The following is a 24,407-nucleotide window of genomic DNA, read 5'->3' as shown; positions in this document are numbered from 1 at the left end:
GATTTGTCCCATATGAACATAATGAAAAAAGGCTGTAGAATGATTCATTCTACAGCCTTTAATAGATTAATAATCTATCAACCTTCTAATAATAATGATTTTGGATCTTCAAGCATATCTTTAACAGCAACAAGGAAGCTAACTGCTTCTTTACCATCAACAATACGGTGATCGTAAGATAGTGCAAGGTACATCATTGGACGGTTTTCCATACGCTCTGCATCAATTGCAACTGGACGTACTTGGATTTTATGCATCCCTAAAATACCTACTTGTGGACTATTTAGGATTGGTGTTGACATTAGAGAACCGAACACGCCACCATTTGTAATCGTAAATGTACCACCTTGTAGCTCTTTTAATGAAAGTTTATTATCGCGTGCTTTCAGACCTAAATTACGAATCTCGCTTTCAATTTCAGCGAAGTTCAATTGGTTAGCATCGCGTACAACTGGAACAACTAATCCATCTGGAGCTGCTACTGCAATACCGATATCATAGAATTTTTTAATGATAAGCTCATCGCCTTGAATTTCAGCATTTAATAATGGGAACTGTTTTAATGCTGCAACAACTGCTTTTGTGAAGAATGACATAAAGCCAAGACGTACATCATGTTTTTTCTCGAAAGCATCTTTACGTTCTTTACGTAATTCCATGATTGCACTCATATCAACTTCGTTAAATGTAGTTAACATTGCAGATGTTTGTTGAACTTCTACAAGACGTTTTGCAATTGTTTGACGGCGGCGGGACATTTTTACACGCTCAACTGGTTTTTCGAATTCAGTTTTTGCAACTGGAGCCGGACTTTGTTTTGGAGCAGCTGGTGCTTCTTTTGGCGCTGCAGCGTGAGCTTGTACGTCATGTGGTCTCACACGTCCAAGTGGATCTGTGCTACGTACGTCGTTTAAGTCGATTCCTAATTCACGAGCCATTTTGCGAGCAGCTGGTGATGCGATAGGACGATTTGTATTTGGTAAACCTTGCAACGCTTTATTTTGTTCAGCACTTGGAGCTGCTGCCTTCGGTGCTTCAGTAGTTTCTTGTTTTGGTTGCTCATTAGCCGGAGCAGGTGTGCTTACTTCAACTGCTGCGCCGTTTGCATCTAAAATTGCGATAGTAGCGCCAACTTCAACTGTATCCCCAGGTTCGCCTAGTAACTTCGATACAATACCTGAATCCTCTGCAATGATTTCTACATTGACTTTGTCAGTCTCAAGCTCAACAACGCTGCCACCTTTCTCAACTTTGTCGCCTACGTTGATAAGCCATTGTGAAATAGTTCCTTCTGAAATAGATTCTGCAAGCTCAGGTACTTTAATTTCGATCATTTTAAATGTCCTCCCCTTATTTGCCTAACGGTGTGTTTTATCTTCTTTAATCTTCGGTAATCTCCATTTGTTAGCTTGGCTGTGGCAGACTATCTGCCACAGCCAAGCCTGAAAAACTCATTGTTACTTTCAGTTGCTGAAAACTTCAATTTCTTGTTTATCTTGACGGAAGTTGTACTTCACATCTAAAGCGTGTGCAACGATTAATTCTTGCTCAGCTTTGTGAGCGAATGGATCGCCACCAGATGGGCTAGAACGATCCGGGCGTCCAATGTAACCTGTTTTCACTTTATCCCCAGCTAGTTCGAACAGAATTGGAGCCATGTAATGCCATGCGCCCATATTACGAGGTTCTTCTTGAACCCAAATGATTTCTTCTAAGTTTTTAAAGCGTTTAATAATAGATTGAACTTTTTCAGCAGGGAATGGGTACAACTGCTCGATACGAACCATATGAACTTCATCTAGGCTGTACTCATGCTTACCACTTTCGATTTCTGCTGCTAAGTCAATTGCCATTTTACCTGTACTTAAAACAAGACGTTTTACTTTGTTTGGTTTCGCACCAAGGTTTTCTTGTTCTAAAGCAGGTTGGAAACGTCCTTCGCTTAACTGACTAGCAGTTGAAAGCGTAAGTGGATGACGTAATAAACTCTTTGGTGTCATAAGCACTAACGGTCGAACAGCTTCTGTTCCTAAGATAGATGCTTGACGACGTAAAATATGGAAGTATTGTGCCGCGCTCGTTAAGTTTGCAACTGTCCAGTTGTTCTCAGCAGCTAATTGTAAGAAACGCTCTGGACGTGCACTAGAGTGTTCTGGCCCTTGACCTTCATAACCGTGTGGTAATAGAAGAACTAAACCAGATTTTTGACCCCATTTCGCTCTTCCTGCTGAAACATATTGATCAAATAATGCTTGCGCAGTATTTGAGAAGTCACCGTATTGAGCTTCCCACATCACAAGAGTTTCTGGAGCAAATACGTTGTAACCATATTCGTAACCAACAACAGCAGCTTCTGATAACGGACTGTTATGAACAGAGAATGATGCGTTAATGTTCGGTAAACGGTGTAATGGTGAATATGTTTCGTTTGTATCAGTATCGTGTAATACGATATGACGGTGCGCGAATGTACCACGCTGTGAATCTTGACCAGTTAAACGAATTGGCGTACCTTCTTGCAAAATAGAAGCGAATGCTAACGATTCAGCAAGTGCCCATTCAATTTTACCGTTCTCTTCAAGAGCATCTTTACGGCGCTCAAGAATTTTCTTCACTTTTGGATATACGTTAAAGCCTTCAGGCCAAGATAATAGTCCTTCATTAATTGCACGAAGTGATTCAATTGAAACACCAGTGTCAATCGGCTGGATTCCTTTTGCAACAACCTCTGGAACTTTAACGTGAATTGTTGCAGCACTCGTATCAGCTGGTGGCACTTGTGCGTATTCAGCCTTTAATTCCTCTTGTATAAACTGAGTAATTGTTTCAACCTCATCTGCATTCAGAACGCCAGCAGATTGTAATTGATCTGCATAAATTGCTCTTACAGTTGGGTGATTTTTAATTTTTTTGTACACTTGTGGTTGCGTAACTGCTGGATCATCCATTTCGTTATGACCATATCGGCGGTAACCGATTAAATCGATTAAGAAGTCCTTTTTGAACAACGTACGATATTGGATCGCAAGGTTTGCAGCAGCAAGACAAGCTTCCGGATCATCAGCATTCACGTGAACAATCGGAATATCGAAACCTTTTGCAAGGTCGCTTGAATATTTAGTAGAACGAGAATCATAGCTATCAGTCGTAAAGCCGACTGCATTATTTGCGATAACATGAATAGTTCCGCCAGTTTGGTATGCATTCAATCTACTTAAGTTGAGTGTCTCAGACACAACACCTTGACCAGGGAATGCAGCATCGCCATGAACTAAAATTACGAATGATTTTGTAGTATCTTGTTCTGGAAGACCAGATTTTTTACGATTCTCTTGAGCTGCACGTGCGAAACCTTCAACAACAGGGTTAACGAACTCAAGATGACTCGGGTTATTTGCTAATGTAACACGAGTGCTAACTTCTTCATTACCAACGACTTGTTCTCTACCTAAATGGTATTTCACGTCGCCAGTCCAGCCAGCATTTGCCACTGCACCTTCTATTTTTGCATGTTTGAATTCTGCAAACATGTGATTATATGGCTTTTCTAATACGTGAGCGAGTACGCTTAGACGACCACGGTGAGCCATACCAATCATGACATCTTCAACGCCGCCTTTAGCACCTTCTGAAACAATTTCATCTAGTACAGGTACAAGCATATCAACGCCCTCTATTGAGAAACGTTTTTGACCAACGAATGTTTTATGCAAGAATTGCTCGAAACCTTCAACAGCAGTTAAACGTTTTAAAAGAGCAGTTCGTTTTTTATTTGATAATGGTTGACGCAATGAATTTGATTCCACCATTTGATGCAACCACGCGCGTTCTTCACTATCTTGTATATGTGAGAATTCATAAGCTAAAGATTTTGTATAAACGTCTTTTAATCTATGAATTACATCAAGTGCAGTGTGAATACCCTCTGGTGCATCTTGCCATACTGTTTTTGCTGGAATCGCTTTCAAGTCAGCATCGCTCAGTTCGTTCATTGTTTTCTCGATAAGAGATTGTCCGTTTGCAGCATCTTCCATTGGGTTGATGTGAGCCAACGTATGCCCGAAAGAACGAATCTGTTCAACAAGTTGAACGACTTTAAGAATTTTTTCAATGTTACCTGTGTTTTGAGGAGAAAAATGTGTTGCTGTGTTGTCCCCTGTTACGACATCATCTTGAAACGAAGGAGCTCCAAAAATTTCAAAAAGCTCTTGTAATTCCGGATCAACAGAACCTGCTCCAGTTACGTAAAGATCATACTGTTCAATAACATAACCAAGGTTCGGACCATGGAACTTGGCCCAAGGGTTTGTCGTTGTATTCTTCCTCGTCATTTGTTTAAACCTCCCAATGCATATAATCCTTTTCCTATACAAAAGGTGCATTTTGCTCTTTTTCAATAATTGATGAACTAATAATTAATGTAAAGGTTATCTTTACTCTTATGTTATTACAATAATTTACATAATACCAAACACTATTACTTATCTGTTTTGTAAAAAAACATTCACAATTACTTATCACCCAAGTTAATCTTTCATGTTATAAAGTAATTTTACAGAAAAATGGGGTGGATATATTTGGTATACCTACATTAATACCTATAATTGTTGCATTTAAATATAAGTATAACTATCAGAATGTTTAGATAAAGTTTAGTTCGAATTATGTATATTGGAATAACAAGCGCTTTCATTGATATTATACAACAATATAACGGAATATAGTATAAAAAATAAAAAATTATGAATTTACCATAAACTTTATCTCGATAGTGTTAAATATTGAAAGGAAAATGAAGGATTTCTACAAAAAAAGTGGCTATACATAAAAAATGCTTCATAAACCGTTAGTTTCTATAAATATGGCGAAAAACAACGTAAAAACAATAGCGCATTTCACCCGATAAAGAGCAGAATGAAACATTTTAAAAGGATAAAACAAATATGGAGATATTAAATTTTCACAAAAGCGGGGAGGAGATATAGTAACGGCTATATACATTGTTCCATGTTTCATTTCAAAATAGACGTGCTGAATTTGAAAAAATTTCTTCTATATAAATAGAATGCAAAATAATCTAAATGAATGTAAAGGAACCTTGACGTAAAGTTTTCTTTACCTATATACTCGGTATAAGGAAGGAGGGAGAAATTTCCTTGGAAAATAAAATGGTCGAATACCGAAAAAAATTTGGACTATCTCAAGAAAAATTGGCTGAGAAACTTGGGGTTTCCAGACAAACCATTATCTCAATTGAAAAAGGGAAATATGATCCATCACTTCCATTAGCATTTGAAATAGCAAAAACATTTCAGACAACGATAGAACATGTATTTATTTATGAGGGAAAAGAAGAGGAGGAGAAAGGATGAATTATTCACAAAAGTACTTTGTAATTATGGGGATTATTTTTCTATTTATGAGTGGATTTATGATATTAACAGGTATAATGACGCATTCTGCACCGCCAGCTATAACTTATCCATTGCTTGGGATGATGATTATGAGTTTCTGCCTAAGTTACTTGCACCCACAATTTAAAGAAAAAGACGAGCGAATGAAGCTTATTCGTTATAAAGGGATGTTCGTGACCTTTTTTGCACTAACCGCATATTATCTTCTTTTCTCTATCGGCTTAAACTTAAAAATACTTACACTATCTGCTACTGAACTATTGAACATACTTATGGCACTCACGATGAGTACAGTTTTTATATCGTTTGTTGTTTTATCGAAAAGATATTAAGATGTAAAAGAGAAAGGAAGATTAACATATGCAAATGATGTATGCTTTTGGCATGGGGCTTGTATTATTTTTAGCCGTATTTTTATTTATTCGGAAAGACGTTCAAGGCGGAACGTTAACGAAACGAGGATTTTATAAAATGATCGGCTGTTTAGTTGTTATGTTTATAGCGATTATCGTAATGATCGTTCTAATTAATAAAACATTATAGAATTTAAAAACGGAACCTTACTTTATAGTAAGGTTTTTCTATTTGAAATTAATACTAAAAAATCCTATAAAAACTATTTAGTGACTATATTTCCTATTATATAATCCAATAAAATGATAGATAAGGAGAATAGTATATGAACAAAAAAGCTATCTTCTTTTTATTAACATGTCTACTACTTATAGCTAGTATTACTTATATAATATGTAAAAAATGAGAACAAGTTCCACTTATATTAGTATAGGAGGGGCATGAATACTACGTTACGAATGAACCTGCCAAAGCAGAAGAAGCCGGGCAAAAACTTGGAGAAGTGACGAAGAAAATTGAAACAAGCAAAAAACCTACTAAAAATAGCGAATCTAATATATTACAAGAAAAAACAGAAATATTTACAATGATTGAAGAAGAAAAAGATGATTACTCACCATTAATCATAAAGGAGCCTTTTGGTGACGAATATAGAATCGTAAGACCGATGTTAAAACAAGTATTATAATATAAATGAAGAAACAAATTTTTAATAGAGAGTAGTGAGCGGTATGAGATGGAAAGCAGGAACTTTTGAAAAAATAGAAACGAATGATTTATCTATTGAGCAGCTTAAATGTGCCTATAAGTTGTTTTAAAGTACATAACGAAAATTTTTTCAAAGAAATACCTTATGAAAATATTAAAATATGCAAAATTACATATTGGTTATTCTAAATCTTATGCTAACCTTATAATGAAAAATATAACATTTGTTGGTAATGAATGATTTTTGAAGGAAATAAGTTATTGAAAAAATATCATATAGGGAAATTGTTAGAATTTCAGATGTTACAAATGTCATCTTATTTTTAATGTCTGATAAAAGCGATGCCATTAGAGGTCAAAATATTGTTGTTGACTATGGATATACAATTGTATAAATAAATCATCTTGGGAATTAAGGGTGTGGATAATGAGTTTACTAATTAAAGATTTAATAAAGAAATTTGACGAACATGTTGCAGTGAATAATTTGAATATCGAGATACCAAAAGGTGAAATATTTGGATTCTTGGGCGGAAATGGAGCAGGTAAAACGACTACATTTCGAATGATACTTGGACTTTTATCAAAAACAAGCGGAACTATTTCATGGAATGGTAAACCTATAAATTATGATGTTACGGATAAGATTGGGTATTTACCAGAAGAACGTGGGCTTTATGCAAAAATGACTGTCAAAGAACAAGTTAACTTTTTTGCAAAACTAAAGAACATGAAAAGTAAAGATGCAGAAAAAGAACTTCACTATTGGCTGGAGCGTTTTAATATAACTGAGAATCTGAACAAAAAAGTAGGAGAACTTTCAAAAGGGAATCAGCAAAAAATTCAGCTGATAACAGCGATTATACATAAGCCTGAACTCTTAATTTTAGATGAACCATTTAGTGGTTTAGACCCAGTAAATGTTGAAATGTTAAAAGAAGCCGTTCTTGATATGCAAAAACAAGGGTCGTCCATTCTTTTTAGTTCACATCGTATGGAACATGTGGAAGAGTTATGTCAACACATTTGTATCATGCACAAAGGAGTACCTGTTGTTCAGGGAGACATTGCAAAAATTAAAAGTGATTTTGGTAAAAAGAATGTTGTAATCGTTGGCGATCATGACTTTGACCATTTGAAAGAAATAAAAGGTGTAGAAAGTATGAAGAAACGTAAGAATGCAGTTACTCTTAAAATTTCATATGAAGAAGTTTCGCATGTTTTATTTAAAGAAATAACGAAGTTAGGGTATGTTAAAAAGTTTGCAGTAGAAGAGCCTACATTAAATGATATCTTTATTGCGAAAGTAGGTGCGCAACATGAGTAGTTTCTGGACAATTTTTTTACAAAACTATAGATCTAAGGTGAAATCAAAATCATATTTTGCTATTACAATAATAATTTCTATGTTAATTATAGGATTGATGAATTTTGACAAGATTTATAACTATTTTGCAGGTAACGAGGACGATCAAGTTGTTGTTGTTACAGAAAAAGAAGAATTATATACAACTATTAATCAAGTGTTTAAAAATGTCGATAGTAAGATACATGTTAAGCGTAGTACGGATAAACCAAAAGCAGAATCAGGTGTTAAAAATGGTGATTATACATATGCAATCGTTGTAGAGGAATTGGATAATAAACAACTAAAGGCTACGTATATAGCTGAGACAGATGTAAATCAGCAAGATGTTAGCAAGGTTCAAACTATTTTATCTCAAATACAGTCTTCTAATTTCGCTCAGCAATTGAATCTATCGCAAGATGAATTAAAGGTGTTAACAACGCCAGTAGAAATACAAACCAAAACTGTTTCAGATAAGGTTAAAGATGGAGAACATACAGAGGGTGTAGGAATTTTAATTAATACCTTTATCATGCTAAATTATGTAATGATATTAATGTATGCTGCACAATTAGCTACAGATGTTGCAACAGAAAAATCTTCTCGTGTAATGGAGTTAGTTGTTTCAAGTATTTCGCCTACAAAACATTTATATGCGAAGCTCTTCTCAACATTATTGGCAGGTATTACACAAATAATAATTTGGGGCTTGGTCGCAACTGTAGGGTATAAAATAGCAATTAATGAATCGAAAAATGATATTTTAAATAGTATTGATTTAAATTCTGTTGCTCCTACTCTAGTGTTTTATGGGATTCTATTCTTCACATTAGGATTCTTATTATATGGCTCATTATCTTGTCTACTCGGCTCTGTTATTAGTCGTATAGAGGAATCTTCTCAAGCTGTTATGCCGCTGACATTTATGTTAATTGCTGCTTTGTATATCGCACTTTATGGAATGTCAAATCCAAGCAGCACGGTTGTTACCATTACTAGCTATATACCTTTCTTTACTCCTATTGTTATGCTCGTACGAATTGGATTCCTCAATATCCCAGTATGGGAGATTGCGCTTGCATTAGCGATTCTATTAGCAACAATATGTATGATGATTGGTTTAACGAGTCGTGTTTACCGCGGTGGCGTATTATTATATGGTAAAGGTGCATTCAGTAATATAAAAAAGGCAATCAAGTTAGGGAAAAAATAAGATTGGCCTATTCATATTTAAAAAGACTACATAGTTAATCTATGTAGTTCTTTGTTGTTACAATATATATATAAATTATTGTATTAGGCTATTTTTCAAAGAAAACTTTAAAAAGCTCCCAAGAAGAGAGTGAAGAATTGAGTTCTGGCGAACAACGCAGAGTGATGATTGATATAATTTATGTCTTTCTCAAGAATTGAGGAAAAGAAGTAGGGGAAAATGGTAGAAATATAACATTAGCGATTGATGAACCGGGAGTCTCACAGAATCTTACGCAATGTTTCAATCGAGATGAATATAAGTTGAAAGAAAAGGATATATCTACTGATTTTTTAAGATATGTATAATATTACAAGTTTAGAATCACACTTTGCTATATCACGGTGAACGATATTACAAATAGCAGTAAATCAAATAAAATAAAGCTAGCTTAGTTTGAATTTTTTTGTCTAAAATATTGACTCAAATCTAATAAGAGATTTAAAATCATAAGTTTATTTTCATATGAAAAATTAATCGTTAACCAAAAGAGAGCTATTGATCAAATCTTGAACAGTATATAAAAAATTTATTATAAAAATAATATATTGATTTGCTACATAAAGAAAGCCCCTTGACTATCAAGGGGTTTCTCATATGATCCCGACTGGCCTCGAACCAGCGACCTCCACCCTGTCAAGGTGGCGCTCTCCCTGCTGAGCTACGGGATCTTCAAAATGTTTATCTAATAGCATCTTTAATCATCATGCTAAAGCAATTATATGTAATTAACTGAAATTTTACAATATTTTTATAGTAAGTTTTTAAAGAGATAGTGTAATAGAAAGTAGGTTTAGTTATAGTGTTTATACTATTATATATGTTTTTATTTTTTTATAAGTAGAAGATAATGAGGTACTATGATTTCCGATACCAATCCAAAGGACCTTTATCACTCAAATTAACTAGAAAAGGGAGTAAGAAGTGTAAAGGTAAGCTTATCAGTTCTGGCATGGCGTTCAATGTTTTCTTTGATAGATATTGTCTTCCAAAACAATACGGACAATCTTTTTCAAATGTCACGAGTATTGACCATACATCTTTTACTTTCCACTTCGTTTTACAATATGTACAACGTGCCATGGAGTTCCTCCTCATTTTAAGTTGTTTTCTAATATATTCTATTTGATCGTACTAAAGTCAAGTGTAGTTGGTGTGATAGAATATAAGTTGGTTTGTTTTTTTATATGGATGTATTCCGTAATTTATGACTAAATGAATGTAGTGTGAGGGTTATATAATAAGAGATTTTCATTTTTAATATGCAAATTGGCCAATATATCCTTTTTACAATTTTTAAGAAATCATGTATAAAAGAAGTACAAGATATTTATAAATATTCAGGAGTAGAGGGAGAATAATTGTAATGGTAAGAAAAACGTTTAAGATGCGTGTGTCTAGAAATAGAACGATTTCGATTGATGGTTCGATTCTTGATGTGGATGTGACGCATGATGAGTTTTTACAAGAGTTCGTTGAGTGGGTCGATTCTAAAGGTTGGTCGTTTATGGGTATGACGGACGAGATTACGCCCGAAGAAGCTGGGCAAAAGTTAATAGATTCGTTGATTGATGAGAAGGATAAGAAAGAGTAATTCCTTCTTATTTTTTGTTGTATATTTATGTTCCTAATCGTAAAAGTGTGATATAGTAAAAAAAGTGAATATTCTTCCAAATTAATACAAATTACATATAGCTTGGTAGAGGTATTTTATAGAATGTGAAAGTAAAGGGAAAAGGGAGAGTCATATGGTAAATTTTAAGAAAATTTCGGTTTTTGTTATGGTTATTTGTTTATTTTTTTTGACACCTATGACGTTATATGCTGAGACGAATATTGGAGTAAATCCGGAGCAAGTGGCACCTCCACCTGCGGAAGGGCCGAATGTTTTTAGTCAGTTTGCGACTACGATTGATGCGAAAACAGGAGATATGTTGTACGACAAAAATGCAAATCATCGTGCGTTCCCTGCTAGTATGACGAAAGTGTTAACGGCGATTTTACTGATGGAGCATACGAAGCCAGAGGATCAATTTACGTTTTCACAATTAGCATTAGATCAAGAGAAGAGTAATTATCAAATTGAGTTTCAACCTGGTGAGACTATTAATAGAAATACTGCACTTATGATTTTAATGGTGCTGAGTGCGAATGATGTATCCTATGCGATTGCGGAGCATATTGGAGGAAGTGTTGAAAATTTCGCCAATATGATGAATGAAAGGGCGAAGCAATTAGGGGCTAAAGATAGCCATTTTGTAACGCCAAATGGATTGCATGATCCAAATCATTATACGACGCCATATGATATGGCGATGATTACGAGAGGTGTGCAAAAGTATCCTGAAATTTTACAAGCGATGAATACGAAAAGAACGACGGTTACGACATCTACGCAAACAGTTTCTATTTTTAATAAGTCTACTTATTTTGAAAATCCATATAGCATTGGTGGTAAGACAGGATTTACGAATGAAGCGCGCAATACGCTCGTTTTATTAAATGAGAAGGATGGAAATCGTATTATAAATGTAGTAATGGCTTCTCAAAGACCTGAAATTTATGAAGATTTGAAGCAGATGACGGAATATTCTTTCGGGCAATTTACGAAGCAAACTGTACTAGATAAACATAGTTGGCATCAAAAGACAACGTATTTAAATAAAGATGTTGATTCTGAGCTCGAAAACAGTGCTGAGCTTATGTTAAAGAAAGATGAAGGGAAAAATGTAAAAACGGCTTTTCGGGTTAATTCAGTGGATAAAGAAGCTTTGTACCAAAAAGGAATTCATCGCGGTGAAGTAGTTGGTGCGGTAGATATTATAAAAAATAATCAAACGATTGCGACTATAAATGTTCTTTCGAAAGAAGATGTTACTTTTGCGATGCCTAAAAAAGATACAGTTGCACCTGAAGTAAAGGAATCGAATGTGAAAGTGATAAGTGTTGGAATAGGTGCGATTGTATTATTTGGAGCGATTTTATATGTAGTGCTGCGCCGAAATAACCAAGGGATGAAATCAGAAGAAAAATAAATTGCTAGTAGACCGTGATGAGATTTTGTCACGGTCTTTTTGCATGTATTTCAAAAGTGATTTAACTAATAATTGTAAATTTTCTTATTGCATTTCCGTATTGTTCGTTATATTATTTACTTGTGTTCTTGTTAAAGAACTAAAATGAATATTGCATACTTCAAATAATATAAAACAACGGAGAGGGAGAGAGACGATGAAATTAATTTGGAAGGTGATTAGCAACGTTATCTCATTTGTTTTATTTGCGGTAATGGTTTGTTTAGCTTTTGTAGTTATTTCTTCAAAAGCGAGTGGCGGGGATCCAACAGTGATGGGATATCAATTTAAGAGCGTTCTTTCAGGATCGATGGAACCAACATTTTTAACAGGATCAATCATTGCGATAGAGCCAACGAAAGATGGTTCTAAATATAAAAAAGGTGATGTTATTACGTTTAAAGAGAAAGATGACAAAATTATCACTCACCGTATTATCGGTGTGAAAGATACAAATGGAAAAGTAATGTATGAAACAAAAGGGGATAACAACAACGGACCAGATTTAGCACCAGTACTTGCAGAGAATGTAATTGGAAAGTATGCAGATATTACAGTTCCATACGTTGGTTATGGACTGAATTATGCGAGTTCAAAAGCGGGAGCAGCATTACTTCTCATTATTCCTGGAGTCTTTTTACTTGGCTATTCCGCAATTTCTATTTTTGGCGCTATTCGTAGCATTGACGGAGAAAAGAAAGATAAAAAAGTAGAACAATCCGTCTAGTTCGTTTGGTTATACTTTCCGTTTAGGAAGTTAACAAATATATATATATATTAAGGGGATATGGACATGACTTTAAAGAAAAAATTAGGAATGGGTATCGCATCAGCAGTATTAGGAGCAGCATTAGTTGGTGGAGGAACATTTGCATTCTTTAGCGATAAAGAAGTGTCAAATAATACATTTGCGGCTGGTACGCTTGATTTATCATTAAATCCATCAACAGTTGTTAATGTATCGAATTTAAAACCTGGTGATACAATTGAAAAAGAATTTAAACTAGAAAATAAAGGCTCTTTAGATATTAAAAAGGTTCTATTAAAAACAGACTATAATGTAGAAGATACGAAGAAAGATAATAAAGATGATTTTGGTAAACATATTAAAGTAACATTCTTAAAAAATGTAGATAAGCATGAGACGATTGTGAAAGAAACTACATTAGATAAATTGAAGGGTGATACACTTACAGCAGTAAATAATGATTTAGCTGCTTGGTTCTGGGATGAAAAAGGTATTTCTGCAGGTAAATCTGATAAATTCAAAGTGAAATTTGAATTCGTTGATAATAAAAAAGACCAAAATGAATTCCAAGGCGATAAGTTACAATTAACTTGGACGTTTGATGCACAGCAAGGCGATGGTGAAACGAAATAATAATGACAACAAAAAGAGACTATCAAAAGTGGTAGTCTCTTTTGTGTTAAAAGAGAAATGTAAAAAGAAACATAATTTTTATATCATTTTGTAATTCGCTTTATTATAATAAGGTTATAGTTCTTGATAAAGAACGAGATGTTCGATAGGAGAGATTAAAATGCTGAAGACACCTCGCAAATTCAAAAAGATGCTTATATTGCCATGTTTGTGCTCTATTACTTTTTATTTAGGCTCTCAAATGATGACTTATACAGAGGCGACTTTCATTCATGAGACGAAAGTGCAGGCTACTATTTCGACAGCAAGTATTTTTCCAAAAACAGTTGATCAGTTGACAGAACAAGCTAAGCAACATAAGGAAGTTATTTTACATGAGTATGAAGAGATGAAATCGAAAGTAACTTTCACTTCCACTCAAGAGTTAGAACAGGTGCTTGTTACGTGGAAGCAAGGGCGTGAGAAAATAGCTGCTGAGAGAGAGTTGTTACAAAAAGTATATGAATCAATAGAAAATCCCTATAACAAAGTGAAAGAAGAGTTAACTGGAGATAAAAGTGAATCTAATAAGCAAGTATTCTCGTATGTGAATGCTGGTTTTCATATAGTTAAAGAACACTGCGAGTATGTTGATAAAGAGGTTAATTTACAGGAGATTGATAAACAAATTCAAGTTTTTGAGAAATTATTAGTAGATGAAACAGCAAAGCAAGTGAGTGAGGCAGAGAAGAAAAAGAAATTAGAAGAGAGCAAGAAACAGGAAGAGGCGAAAAAGCTAGAAGAGAGTAAGAAACAAGAAGAAGCGAAAAAATTAGAAGAGAGTAAGAAACAAGAAGAAGCGAAAAAGCTAGAAGAGAGTAAGAAGCAGGAAGAGGCGAAAAAACTAGAAGAGAGTAAGAAGCAAGAAGAGGCGAAAAAACTAGAAGAGAGTAAGAAGCAAGAAGAACAGAAGGAATAGTAAGTAAAATACAGCAGCATTTCGGAAGGAATAAATACAATGATAAGACAAATAGGTGAGAGAGCCCTACGACTCACCTATTTGCTTTGTTTTTCTTATTTCACTATTCGTGGGTATAAGGTCTTCACCTAAAAATTTAACGAATGCGAGGAAGTTAGTTGGCAGCCCACCGCTTGGTGAAGGTTAATGATCAGTGGGGATGGACAGAAAAACACTGATTAAAGTTTCACTTTATTTCTCAATACTTTTCTGAAAAAAAGGAAAAAATGTTGAGAAATAAAAATAATCAAAATATATATTGTATTTATATAGTCTTGTTCGTTATAATGAACTTAAGGTTTTAAAAAAGAACAAATATTAGCTAAGCTAATATAGTTTTAGTTACACCTCTTATTTTGAAATAAGAGATAAAAATACAAAAAACAGCTAGGGGGAATTGATTGTGAGTCTGAAAAAGAAATTAGGTATGGGAGTTGCATCAGCAGCATTGGGGTTATCTTTAATTGGTGGAGGAACATTCGCTTACTTTAGCGATAAAGAAGTATCAAACAATACATTTGCAGCTGGGACGTTAGATCTTACATTAAACCCTAAAACGCTTGTAGATATTAAAGATTTAAAACCAGGGGATTCTGTTAAGAAAGAGTTCTTATTAAAGAACGACGGTACGTTAGCAATTAAAGACGTTAAATTAGCGACAAAGTATACTGTTAAAGATGCAAAAGGTGATAATGCTGGTGAAGATTTTGGTAAGCACATTAAAGTGAAATTCCTTTGGAACTGGGATAAACAAAGTGAGCCTGTATATGAAACAACTTTAGCAGATTTACAAAATGTGGATCCAGATGTTTTAGCTAAAGACATCTTTGCTCCAGAGTGGGCAGAGAACGGTGGTCTAGCACCAAATTCAGAAGACTATCTATGGGTACAATTTGTATTCGAAGATGATGGTAAAGATCAAAACAAATTCCAAGGCGATTCATTGAACTTAGAATGGACATTCAACGCAAGCCAAACAGATGGCGAAGAAAAATAATAAAGCAAAAAGCGGGGATTCCCCCGCTTTTTTTTATAAAGAAAAAAAGAAGTGCCCGTTTTAAGCACTCTTTCATATGTATTATTGTTGATTTTTCTTCCATTGTGTAAATTCAAGAAATTCACGAAACTGTTCTTTTGAGACACCGGAGCTCATCGCATCTTTAACGAGTTGTGTCCATTCGGAGTCTAGATGACTTTCTGTTGTTGTTTCATCGTGAAGTAACGTATCAACTGGAATTTGTAGAACAGCTGCAATTTTTTCGAGAAACTGAATGGAAGGGTTTTTTTGTAAATTTCGTTCTATAGAACTAATGTAAGATTTAGCTACACCAGCTTTTTCGGCGAGTTCTGTTAGTGAAATGCCCTTTTGTAAACGAAGGCGTTTTATACGTTCTCCTATCATATTTGCGCACCTTTCTATCAATATGTAGTCGTCTTATGATGTGATTATTATAACATAAACTTCGTTAAAAAGAACGAGGCTATTGAGCCTGGCTCGTATGCTTCATACGTTGGAAAAAGTGTTCAATATCTTGCAGGGCAATGCCAGCATCTAGAGCTTCAAGTATTAAATCAATCCATTCTTGATCTAGTGAGTCAGCCTTATCTTTGTACAAATGTAATTCCTCCCTAATTATTGGTCATAATTGCTGCTACATAGTAGACGATAATTAATCGAATTTTATATTTTATGTATCAAATTATCGAATATTGTGTAGATGAAACAAAGATAAAATCCCCATTAAATTCTCTCTATGGAAATTATAAGGTTTCTGCCAAAAATTTTCAATATTTTCTGAAAACATTGTTGAATTGTGATATATTCGTATACTAACTATGAAATTTTTACAAATATATTAAAAAAATTACATAATGTGACTAAACATTGAAAAAATATTGAATATTTAATAAAATAAAATATGTAATACATATTTTATATTAGGGGAGGAAATAAGGGATGATAAAGAAACCATTTAAAGTGTTATCAACAATTGCTTTGACAGCTGCTTTAGGCCTTTCGTTTGGGGCTGGAAGCCAGTCTGCGTATGCAGAAACGCCTGGGGATAAAACAGCTACAAGCCCAGTTGATGATCATTTAATCCCAGAAGAGAGATTAGCAAATGCGCTAAAAGAACGTGGGGTAATTGATTCATCGGCTTCAGAGACAGAAACAAAGAAAGCTGTCGAAAAGTATGTAGAGAAGAAAAAGGGTGAAAATCCTGGAAAAGAAGCGACAAATGGGGACCCACTTACGAAAGATGCATCTGACTTTTTAAAGAAAGTGAAAGATGCGAAAGCAGAAACGAAAGAAAAATCAGAGCAACCAGCAAACGGGACTGCAGCAGGAACAGGTCCAGTTAAAGGGGGCTTAAATGGTAAAGTACCAACTTCACCAGCAAAACAAAAAGGATATAACGGTGAAGTTCGTAAAGACAAAGTACTCGTTTTACTTGTAGAGTATGCTGATTTCAAACATAACAATATTGATAAAGAGCCTGGCTATATGTATTCGAACGATTTTAATAAAGAGCACTATGAAAAAATGTTATTCGGTAACGAGCCGTTTACGTTAGATGATGGAAGTAAAATTGAAACGTTTAAACAATATTATGAAGAGCAATCAGGTGGTAGTTACACAGTGGACGGAACAGTCACAAAATGGTTAACAGTTCCAGGTAAAGCTGCTGATTACGGTGCAGATGCTGGTACAGGTCATGATAATAAAGGACCAAAAGGACCACGTGATCTAGTAAAAGATGCATTAAAAGCGGCTGTAGATAGCGGACTTGATTTATCACAGTTTGATCAGTTCGATCAATATGATGTAAATGGTGATGGGAATCAAAATCAACCGGACGGTTTAATCGATCACTTAATGATTATTCATGCGGGTGTTGGACAAGAAGCTGGCGGTGGTAAATTAGGTGATGATGCAATTTGGTCACATCGCTGGACAGTTGGACCAAAACCATTCGCAATTGAAGGTACAAAAGCGAAAGTTCCATATTGGGGCGGAAATATGGCAGCATTCGACTACACAATTGAACCAGAAGATGGCGCGGTTGGTGTATTCGCACATGAATATGGCCATGATTTAGGTCTTCCAGATGAGTATGATACACAGTATAGCGGTCAGGGTGAACCGGTTGAAGCTTGGTCTATTATGAGTGGCGGAAGCTGGGCTGGTAAAATCGCAGGAACAACGCCAACGAGTTTATCACCACAAAATAAAGAGTTTTTCCAAAAAACAATCGGTGGTAACTGGGCGAACATCGTAGAAGTAGATTACGAGAAATTAAATAAAGGTATCGGTCTTGCAACATACTTAGACCAAAGTGTTACGAAGTCAGATCGTCCAGGTCTGATTCGTGTTAACTTACCGGATAAAGAGGTAAAAGGAATTCAGCCTGCATTTGGTAAACAGTATTACTACAGCACAAAAGGTGATGACCTTCATACAACGATGGAAACGCCACTATTCGATTTAACGAAAGCAACGACTGCAAAATTCGATTATAAGTCATTGTATGAAATCGAAGCAGAGTACGATTTCCTTGAAGTACACGCTGTAACAGAAGATGGACAAAAAACGTTGATTGAAAGAATTGGTGAGAAAGCAAATAGTGGAAATGCAGCTACGACAAATGGAAAATGGGTTGATAAATCATATGATTTAAGTCAATTCAAAGGTAAGAAAGTAAAATTAACATTTGAGTACATTACGGATGGTGGCTTAGCATTAAATGGTTTCCTACTTGATAATGCGTCACTAACTGTAGATGGAAATGTTGCATTCTCTGATGATGCAGAAGGTACACCACAATTCAAATTGGACGGTTTCGTTGCATCTAACGGAATGGATAAGAAAAAGCATAACTACTATGTAGAGTGGAGAAACTATGCGGGTTCAGATAACGCATTGAAATTTGCTCGCGGTCCAGTATATAACACTGGTATGGTTGTATGGTATGCGGATTCAGCTTACACAGATAACTGGGTTGGCATACATCCAGGACATGGTTTCCTTGGTGTAGTTGACTCTCATCCAGAAGCAATTGCAGGAACTTTAAATGGCAAACCAACATTTAAAAGCAGTACGCGATTCCAAATTGCTGATTCGGCGTTCTCATTCGACAAAACGCCAGCTTGGAAAGTGGTATCTCCAACGCGTGGAACATTCGTATACGATGGATTACCAGGAGTACCGAAGTTTGATGACTCTAAAAAGTATATTAATGAGCAAATTCCAGATGCAGGACGTATTTTACCGAAGCTTGGTCTGAAGTTTGAAGTAGTAGGACAAGCTGATGATAATTCTGCAGGTGCTGTTCGTTTATATCGTTAATACAGTAAAACTACCGAGAGATTTTCTTTCGGTAGTTTTTTTGTGAGCAATGAATTTTATATAAAGGGAAAAGTTATATATAATGTAACTTTAAGAATAGAAATTTGTTACATATGAAGTCTATATAAATAATGAAAGAATTGGATAAAAATAGTGGGAGAAGGTGAGTGGATGAGTATTTCCTCTATTGTAAATAAACAAAAGGAATATTTTTATAAAGGACATACGAGAAATGTAGAAACAAGAAAGAATAATTTGCAGAAGCTTTATGAAGGAATTCAGCGTTTTGAGGATGAGATTTTTCAAGCGTTGAAATTAGATTTGAATAAATCAGTTCACGAATCATTTACAACAGAAATTGGATATGTACTAAAAGAGATTTCTTTTCAAATGAAGCATATTTCATCTTGGAGTAAACCAAAGCGTGTTCGCACAGCTCTTACTCATTTTGGATCGAAGGGGAAAGTAGCGCCAGAACCGTATGGTGTGACACTTATTATCGCACCGTGGAACTATCCGTTTCAATTAGCAATTGCCCCACTTGTAGGAGCATTGGCAGCTGGAAATACAGTCGTTTTAAAGCCGTCAGAGTTAACTCCAAACGTTTCAAAAGTGCTTACGAGAATGTTAGGTGAATTATTCCCAGAAGAGCTTGTATCGGTAATAGAAGGCGGCGCTCAGGAAAGCACTGCACTTTTAAAGGAACCGTTTGACTATATTTTCTTTACAGGTAGTGTTGGTGTTGGAAAAGTTGTGATGGAAGCAGCGGCAAAAAAATTAACGCCTCTTACGTTAGAACTTGGCGGGAAAAGTCCATGTATTGTACATAAAGATGCCAAAATAGATGTAACCGCAAGACGTATCGTTTGGGGCAAGTTTTTGAATGCTGGGCAGACGTGTGTAGCGCCTGATTATATGTACGTTCATTCTTCAGTGAAAGAGCAGTTAATCGAGGCGTTGCGACATGAAATCGCAGAGCAATATGGAAAAGATGCTTTGCAAAATGACAATTATGTGCGAATTGTGAGTGAGCGTCATTTTGAACGTTTATGTACATTTTTGCAAGACGGTAAACCTGTGATTGGCGGGGATTATAAGAAAGAAACATTGCAAATTGAGCCGACAGTGTTAACGAATGTTACATGGGAAAGTGATGTTATGGAAGATGAAATTTTCGGACCGATTTTACCAATTATAGAATATGACAAAATAGAAGAGGTAATTGAAACGATTCAACAACATCCAAAGCCATTAGCGCTATATGTATTTTCTGGAGATAAAGAAGTGCAAAAGAAAGTGACGAGTAATATTTCATATGGCGGAGGCTGTATTAATGATGTTGTCTATCATCTTGCAACGCCATATTTACCTTTTGGGGGCGTTGGAAGTAGTGGGTTAGGCAGCTATCACGGTGAACAAAGTTTTCGGACTTTTTCACATTATAAAAGCATTTTGTCCCAATCTACAGCATTTGACATGAAAATTCGTTACTCTTCTACAAAAAGTGCTTTAAAATTCATACGAAAGTTGTTAAAATGATGATGGTGTTTATCAGTAGGCGTAGCCGTATGATAAAAACCCCTTCGCAACTGAAGGGGTTTTTCTGTTCGACATATGTATCATGCGAAAATGAATCAAACATACTACATAAAGAATAGAAGAGAACGCTGCTAAACAACCATTTTTGTTTGGATCGAAACAAAAAATAGTCTATAGAACATAAATATTTATTCATGAATATAAAAATTAAAATTTAAGGTAGATAGGACGGGAAAATGAAAAAGATTATTAAAGTTGAAGCAGTAGAAAAACATTTTGGAAATCAAGTGATTATCCCCCCTCTTTCTTTAGATATTAAAGAAGGAGAATTTTTAACAATTTTAGGACCGAGTGGTTGCGGGAAAACGACTTTACTTCGTATGATCGCAGGATTTGAAACGCCAACTAAAGGGAATCTTTTATTAGATGATGAAAAGATTAACGATTTGCCGCCATACAAGCGTCATATGAATTTAGTGTTCCAACATTACGCACTATTCCCACATATGAATGTTGAAAAAAATATTTGTTTCGGTATGAAAATGCAAAAAGTATCAGCAACAGAACAGAAAGAACGTGCGGAAGAGGCAATGCGTTTAACACAGTTACTTGAGTTCCGTAATCGTAAACCGTCGAAGCTTTCTGGTGGACAGCAACAGCGTGTAGCAATTGCAAGAGCAATTGTAAACAACCCACGTGTATTACTATTAGATGAGCCACTTGGAGCGCTTGACTTTAAGTTAAGAAAAGATTTGCAACGTGAATTGAAAAACTTACAACGTAATTTAGGAATTACGTTCATATATGTAACGCACGATCAAGAAGAAGCAATGAGTATGAGTGATCGTATTGTCGTTATGAATAAAGGGCATATCGAACAAGTCGGCACGCCTAAAGAAATTTACAATCAACCGAAAACATTGTTTGTTGCAACGTTCATCGGTGAAAATAATATCGTGAAAAATGGGGAAAACTACGTAGCAGTTCGCCCTGAAAATGTAAAAGTTCGCTCGGTTGAAGAGCCAATTTTAAAAGAATACCACCTTGGGCATATTGAAGATATTGAATTTGTTGGAAATATGGAAAAGCTATATGTACGTGAGGAGAAAACATCGGAATTACTAATGGCATATCAAACTGCTGAAGAAGCAACGCAGTGGAGCATTGGAGATAATGTATATGTAGGCTGGGAGCAAGAGGACGAGGTGACCTTAAATTGAAGAAAGGGAAATTACTCGCATTACCTACAGTCGTATGGCTGTTACTCTTCTTCCTAATTCCACTTCTGTTCGTATTAGCATTTGCCTTCATGCAGCGCGGAGCATACGGGACAGTGGAAATGAAATTTACATTAGATAACATAGCGCGTGTGTTTGATCCATTATATATGGGGACGTTATGGGAAACAGTGAAAATTGCGGTTATTACGACAGTACTATGTTTATTAATCGGTTATCCATTCGCCTATACAATTACAATTGTTGATCGTAAATATCGTTCTATCCTTCTATTATTGGCAACGATTCCGTTCTGGATTAACTTTCTTGTTCGTTCATACGCATGGATTGTTATTTTACGTTCACAAGGACTTGTAAACACATTGCTATTGAAACTAGGTATTATTAGTGAACCTTTAAATCTGCTATATAATACGCCTTCTGTAATACTCGGAATGGTATATTCTTTATTACCATTTATGATTTTACCAGTGTATGCAGCAATTGAGCAGCTTGATAAGCGTAAGCTAGAGGCGGCTTATGATTTAGGAGCAACACCAGTAAAGGCATTTTGGAATGTAACAGTACCGATGACGATGTCAGGGATTACAACTGGTTCTATTTTAGTATTCGTTTCTTCTATCGGAATGTTTGTTGTATCAGACGTTATGGGTGGATCGAAAGTAGCATTAATCGGAAACGTAATTCAAAACCAATTCTTAGGTTCACGTGACTGGCCATTTGGTTCCGCGTTATCTATGATTGTTGTTCTATTCTCTGTTCTGTTAATTTACTTATATTATCGTGCAACGAAAGTATATAAATATGATGGAAACGGAGGGGAATAGGCAAAAATGAAGAAGTTTTTAGTTTCTTATTCTTGGTTAATCTTATTGTTTTTGTATTTTCCAATGATGGTTTTAATGGTATATTCCTTCAACGATTCTCGCATTAATGCGGAATGGGAGGGCTTTACACTCCATTGGTATACAGATTTATTTCAAAAACAAGATGTTATTGATGCGTTTGTAAATAGTATGACGATTGCTGTTATAACGACAATTGTGACGACAGTTCTTGGTGTGATTTTTGCTATTGCATTACACCGTTACAAATATCGTTTTGAAGGGGCCATTAACGGTCTTGTATATTTACCAATTTTAATTCCTGATATTTTAATGGGATTATCTTTACTTATCCTATTTAGTCAATTAGGTATGGAACTTGGAAAAACAACAATTATTATTGCACACATTACATTCAGTATTTCATTTGTTGTTGTTATTTTAGCGGCACGTCTTTCTGGTATGGGACGTGATTTAGAAGAGGCTGCAAACGATTTAGGAGCAACGCCGTGGCAAACGTTTCGTTATGTAACGTTTCCAGCAATTGCACCAGGAGTTATTTCAGCCGCATTATTAACATTCACATTATCGATTGATGATTTTGTAATTAGTTTCTTCGTATCAGGACCAGGATCAACAACATTGCCATTATACATTTATAGTATGGTTAAGCGTGGAGTATCGCCTGAAATTAATGCTCTTTCTACAATATTAATTGTTGTAATTGTAGGATTAATGGTGCTATCGGAAATTTTCCGTAATAAAGGTGCAGACGGTGAAGAGAACTCTGGAGGACACCTTCCTTTATAATACGAATGATATAGAAAGAACGAGGAGGTAATAAACCGATGAAATTAGTGAAGAGATTAGCTGGTATAGCAATTAGCTTCAGTCTTGCTGCAGGTGTACTTGCTGGTTGTGGTGAGAAAAAAGAAGAATTAAACATTTATAGCTGGGCGGACAATTTTGATGAGCAAGTTTTAAAAGATTTTGAAAAGAAATATAACGTGAAAATTAACTACGATAAATATGCAAGTAATGAAGAAATGCTTGCGAAATTACAAGCTGGTGGCGCGACATATGATTTAATTCAGCCATCTGATTACATGGTGAAAACGATGGCGAAGATGGACTTATTAGCGCCTTTAGATAAGAAGAATATCCCGAACATCGAGAACCTTGTGTCTAACTTTAAAACACCTGCGTTTGATCCAGAGAATAAGTATTCTCTAGTATATACTTGGGGTGTAACAGGAATTGCATACAATAAAAAGTATGTGAAAGAAACACCTACAAGCTGGAATGATTTATGGAACGAGAAATATAAAGGACATGTTACTTTATTAAACGATTCTCGTGAAGTATTAGGAATGGGACTTAAGAAAAACGGTTTCTCTAATAGCACGAAAGAGGATGCACAGTTAAAGACAGTGTCTGCTGATTTGCAGAAGCTACTTCCAAACTTATTAGCATTCGATACAGATAATATTAAACAAAAATTCATTACAGAAGATGCTTGGATCGGGACAGTTTGGTCTGGAGACGCAGCATTCATTGCGAAAGACAATAAAGATGTAGGATACGTTGTACCAAAAGAAGGTGGCACAATTTGGGCTGATACGTTAGCAATTCCAAAAGGTGCGAAAAATAAAGAACTTGCAGAGAAGTTTATGAACTACTTATTAGATGAAAAAGTAAGTGTGAAAAACTACGAGTCAATTGGTTACAGTAATCCAAATGAAAAAGCTCATCCTCTTCATAGTAAAGAATATCGTGATAATCACATGATCTTCTTAACAAAAGAAGAATTAGATCGTACAGAGTGGCTTGTTGATGTAGACGATAAGTTAAAAGACTACGATCGCTACTGGACAGAGCTGAAAACAAAAGGTAAATAAGTAAGAAAATGCGGTTTCTAAAGTAGAAATCGCAT

General features: G+C 35.3%; 23 protein-coding genes, 1 tRNA gene and 1 pseudogene. 19 read left to right on the top strand and 6 right to left on the bottom strand.

Features of this window, described 5'->3' with window-relative positions; genetic code table 11:
• Positions 1-77: 77 nt before the first annotated feature.
• Positions 78-1,334, bottom strand: a complete 1,257-nt coding sequence (odhB, locus tag JFU20_RS08765) for a 2-oxoglutarate dehydrogenase complex dihydrolipoyllysine-residue succinyltransferase (RefSeq protein WP_002011452.1) — start codon at positions 1,332-1,334, stop codon at positions 78-80.
• A 129-nt stretch (positions 1,335-1,463) separates the two neighbouring features.
• Positions 1,464-4,331, bottom strand: a complete 2,868-nt coding sequence (odhA, locus tag JFU20_RS08760) for a 2-oxoglutarate dehydrogenase E1 component (RefSeq protein WP_002011454.1) — start codon at positions 4,329-4,331, stop codon at positions 1,464-1,466.
• An 825-nt stretch (positions 4,332-5,156) separates the two neighbouring features.
• Between odhA and JFU20_RS08755 the strand changes: the two genes are divergently transcribed.
• From JFU20_RS08755 to JFU20_RS08725, 7 genes and pseudogenes are all read left to right on the top strand, one after another.
• Entirely contained in the window at positions 5,157-5,372 is a 216-nt protein-coding gene (locus JFU20_RS08755; protein WP_002011455.1) for a helix-turn-helix transcriptional regulator, read from the top strand.
• Positions 5,369-5,746, top strand: a complete 378-nt coding sequence (locus JFU20_RS08750) for a hypothetical protein (RefSeq protein ID WP_001109902.1) — start codon at positions 5,369-5,371, stop codon at positions 5,744-5,746. Before JFU20_RS08755 ends, JFU20_RS08750 begins: the two co-directional genes overlap by 4 nt.
• A 28-nt stretch (positions 5,747-5,774) precedes the next feature.
• The gene (locus tag JFU20_RS08745; RefSeq protein ID WP_002011459.1) at positions 5,775-5,957 is read left to right on the top strand and encodes a DUF3976 domain-containing protein; all 183 of its coding nucleotides are present in this window, start codon (positions 5,775-5,777) and stop codon (positions 5,955-5,957) included.
• 136 nt (positions 5,958-6,093) lie between these two features.
• Positions 6,094-6,456: pseudogene (locus JFU20_RS08740) on the top strand (hypothetical protein).
• Positions 6,457-6,736: 280 nt separating this feature from the next.
• Positions 6,737-6,871 carry an SDR family oxidoreductase gene (locus JFU20_RS30560; RefSeq protein ID WP_087943063.1) on the top strand — a complete coding sequence of 45 codons (135 nt, stop codon included), beginning with the start codon at positions 6,737-6,739 and terminating at the stop codon, positions 6,869-6,871.
• Positions 6,872-6,903: 32 nt separating this feature from the next.
• Positions 6,904-7,803, top strand: coding sequence for an ABC transporter ATP-binding protein (locus JFU20_RS08730; RefSeq protein ID WP_002011464.1), 900 nt, complete (start codon positions 6,904-6,906; stop codon positions 7,801-7,803).
• Positions 7,796-9,037 carry an ABC transporter permease gene (locus JFU20_RS08725; RefSeq protein WP_201038526.1) on the top strand — a complete coding sequence of 414 codons (1,242 nt, stop codon included), beginning with the start codon at positions 7,796-7,798 and terminating at the stop codon, positions 9,035-9,037. The genes JFU20_RS08730 and JFU20_RS08725 overlap by 8 nt, the downstream gene beginning before the upstream one ends.
• Before the next feature lie 637 nt (positions 9,038-9,674).
• On the opposite strand, the gene JFU20_RS08720 is transcribed toward JFU20_RS08725, so the two are convergent.
• A tRNA-Val gene (locus JFU20_RS08720) sits at positions 9,675-9,747 on the bottom strand.
• 187 nt (positions 9,748-9,934) lie between these two features.
• Positions 9,935-10,159 (bottom strand): hypothetical protein, encoded by a 225-nt coding sequence (locus JFU20_RS08715; protein WP_002166123.1) that lies wholly within the window; start codon positions 10,157-10,159, stop codon positions 9,935-9,937.
• A gap of 283 nt (positions 10,160-10,442) precedes the next feature.
• Here JFU20_RS08715 and JFU20_RS08710 point away from each other — a divergent pair, with 283 nt between their 5' ends.
• The 6 genes from JFU20_RS08710 (at position 10,443) to calY (ending at position 15,525) form a co-directional block, all read left to right on the top strand.
• Complete coding sequence (locus JFU20_RS08710) at positions 10,443-10,670, top strand: hypothetical protein (protein WP_002135051.1); 228 nt, start codon at positions 10,443-10,445, stop codon at positions 10,668-10,670.
• Positions 10,671-10,824: 154 nt separating this feature from the next.
• Complete coding sequence (locus JFU20_RS08705) at positions 10,825-12,111, top strand: D-alanyl-D-alanine carboxypeptidase family protein (RefSeq protein ID WP_002166122.1); 1,287 nt, start codon at positions 10,825-10,827, stop codon at positions 12,109-12,111.
• 196 nt (positions 12,112-12,307) lie between these two features.
• Positions 12,308-12,877 (top strand): signal peptidase I SipW, encoded by a 570-nt coding sequence (gene sipW / locus JFU20_RS08700; RefSeq protein WP_002064334.1) that lies wholly within the window; start codon positions 12,308-12,310, stop codon positions 12,875-12,877.
• A gap of 66 nt (positions 12,878-12,943) precedes the next feature.
• Positions 12,944-13,531, top strand: a complete 588-nt coding sequence (locus JFU20_RS08695; protein WP_000172837.1) for a CalY family protein — start codon at positions 12,944-12,946, stop codon at positions 13,529-13,531.
• Between the two features lie 160 nt (positions 13,532-13,691).
• The gene (locus JFU20_RS08690; RefSeq protein ID WP_002166121.1) at positions 13,692-14,489 is read left to right on the top strand and encodes a DUF4047 domain-containing protein; all 798 of its coding nucleotides are present in this window, start codon (positions 13,692-13,694) and stop codon (positions 14,487-14,489) included.
• A gap of 442 nt (positions 14,490-14,931) precedes the next feature.
• Entirely contained in the window at positions 14,932-15,525 is a 594-nt protein-coding gene (calY, locus tag JFU20_RS08685) for a biofilm matrix protein CalY (protein ID WP_002011472.1), read from the top strand.
• An 81-nt stretch (positions 15,526-15,606) separates the two neighbouring features.
• Here calY and JFU20_RS08680 read toward each other — a convergent pair whose 3' ends face one another.
• Positions 15,607-15,930, bottom strand: coding sequence for a helix-turn-helix domain-containing protein (locus JFU20_RS08680; RefSeq protein ID WP_002011473.1), 324 nt, complete (start codon positions 15,928-15,930; stop codon positions 15,607-15,609).
• A gap of 79 nt (positions 15,931-16,009) precedes the next feature.
• Complete coding sequence (locus tag JFU20_RS08675; RefSeq protein ID WP_002011474.1) at positions 16,010-16,144, bottom strand: anti-repressor SinI family protein; 135 nt, start codon at positions 16,142-16,144, stop codon at positions 16,010-16,012.
• 341 nt (positions 16,145-16,485) lie between these two features.
• Between JFU20_RS08675 and inhA1 the strand changes: the two genes are divergently transcribed.
• The 6 genes from inhA1 to potD all read left to right on the top strand — a co-directional run bounded on the left by inhA1 (position 16,486) and on the right by potD (position 24,372).
• Entirely contained in the window at positions 16,486-18,873 is a 2,388-nt protein-coding gene (inhA1, locus tag JFU20_RS08670; protein ID WP_002011475.1) for a M6 family metalloprotease immune inhibitor InhA1, read from the top strand.
• A 171-nt stretch (positions 18,874-19,044) separates the two neighbouring features.
• Entirely contained in the window at positions 19,045-20,412 is a 1,368-nt protein-coding gene (locus JFU20_RS08665; RefSeq protein WP_002166120.1) for an aldehyde dehydrogenase, read from the top strand.
• Between the two features lie 236 nt (positions 20,413-20,648).
• Positions 20,649-21,632, top strand: coding sequence for a spermidine/putrescine ABC transporter ATP-binding protein PotA (potA, locus tag JFU20_RS08660; RefSeq protein ID WP_002011479.1), 984 nt, complete (start codon positions 20,649-20,651; stop codon positions 21,630-21,632).
• Complete coding sequence (gene potB, locus JFU20_RS08655) at positions 21,629-22,477, top strand: spermidine/putrescine ABC transporter permease PotB (protein WP_002126118.1); 849 nt, start codon at positions 21,629-21,631, stop codon at positions 22,475-22,477. Before potA ends, potB begins: the two co-directional genes overlap by 4 nt.
• Positions 22,478-22,483: 6 nt before the next feature.
• Positions 22,484-23,284 carry a spermidine/putrescine ABC transporter permease PotC gene (gene potC, locus JFU20_RS08650; RefSeq protein WP_002011483.1) on the top strand — a complete coding sequence of 267 codons (801 nt, stop codon included), beginning with the start codon at positions 22,484-22,486 and terminating at the stop codon, positions 23,282-23,284.
• A 38-nt stretch (positions 23,285-23,322) separates the two neighbouring features.
• Positions 23,323-24,372, top strand: coding sequence for a spermidine/putrescine ABC transporter substrate-binding protein PotD (gene potD, locus JFU20_RS08645; RefSeq protein ID WP_201038525.1), 1,050 nt, complete (start codon positions 23,323-23,325; stop codon positions 24,370-24,372).
• Positions 24,373-24,407 lie beyond the last annotated feature (35 nt).

The sequence above is a fragment of the Bacillus sp. TH30 genome, from assembly GCF_016650875.1.
GTDB classification, from domain to species: domain Bacteria; phylum Bacillota; class Bacilli; order Bacillales; family Bacillaceae_G; genus Bacillus_A; species Bacillus_A mycoides.
The sequence above is the reverse complement of the archived record's forward strand: the minus strand, read 5'-3'. Positions and strand labels throughout refer to the sequence as shown.

Coding starts and splice junctions, on each gene's coding strand:
- inhA1 (WP_002011475.1), top strand. CDS start 16,486: ATGATAAAGAAACCATTTAAAGTGTTATCAACAATTGCTTTGACAGCT.
- JFU20_RS08745 (WP_002011459.1), top strand. CDS start 5,775: ATGCAAATGATGTATGCTTTTGGCATGGGGCTTGTATTATTTTTAGCC.
- JFU20_RS08665 (WP_002166120.1), top strand. CDS start 19,045: ATGAGTATTTCCTCTATTGTAAATAAACAAAAGGAATATTTTTATAAA.
- potA (WP_002011479.1), top strand. CDS start 20,649: ATGAAAAAGATTATTAAAGTTGAAGCAGTAGAAAAACATTTTGGAAAT.
- JFU20_RS08680 (WP_002011473.1), bottom strand. CDS start 15,930: ATGATAGGAGAACGTATAAAACGCCTTCGTTTACAAAAGGGCATTTCA.
- sipW (WP_002064334.1), top strand. CDS start 12,308: ATGAAATTAATTTGGAAGGTGATTAGCAACGTTATCTCATTTGTTTTA.
- JFU20_RS08750 (WP_001109902.1), top strand. CDS start 5,369: ATGAATTATTCACAAAAGTACTTTGTAATTATGGGGATTATTTTTCTA.
- JFU20_RS08725 (WP_201038526.1), top strand. CDS start 7,796: ATGAGTAGTTTCTGGACAATTTTTTTACAAAACTATAGATCTAAGGTG.
- JFU20_RS08715 (WP_002166123.1), bottom strand. CDS start 10,159: ATGGCACGTTGTACATATTGTAAAACGAAGTGGAAAGTAAAAGATGTA.
- odhB (WP_002011452.1), bottom strand. CDS start 1,334: ATGATCGAAATTAAAGTACCTGAGCTTGCAGAATCTATTTCAGAAGGA.
- JFU20_RS08690 (WP_002166121.1), top strand. CDS start 13,692: ATGCTGAAGACACCTCGCAAATTCAAAAAGATGCTTATATTGCCATGT.
- odhA (WP_002011454.1), bottom strand. CDS start 4,331: ATGACGAGGAAGAATACAACGACAAACCCTTGGGCCAAGTTCCATGGT.
- JFU20_RS08695 (WP_000172837.1), top strand. CDS start 12,944: ATGACTTTAAAGAAAAAATTAGGAATGGGTATCGCATCAGCAGTATTA.
- potD (WP_201038525.1), top strand. CDS start 23,323: ATGAAATTAGTGAAGAGATTAGCTGGTATAGCAATTAGCTTCAGTCTT.
- JFU20_RS08730 (WP_002011464.1), top strand. CDS start 6,904: ATGAGTTTACTAATTAAAGATTTAATAAAGAAATTTGACGAACATGTT.
- potC (WP_002011483.1), top strand. CDS start 22,484: ATGAAGAAGTTTTTAGTTTCTTATTCTTGGTTAATCTTATTGTTTTTG.
- JFU20_RS08710 (WP_002135051.1), top strand. CDS start 10,443: ATGGTAAGAAAAACGTTTAAGATGCGTGTGTCTAGAAATAGAACGATT.
- JFU20_RS08705 (WP_002166122.1), top strand. CDS start 10,825: ATGGTAAATTTTAAGAAAATTTCGGTTTTTGTTATGGTTATTTGTTTA.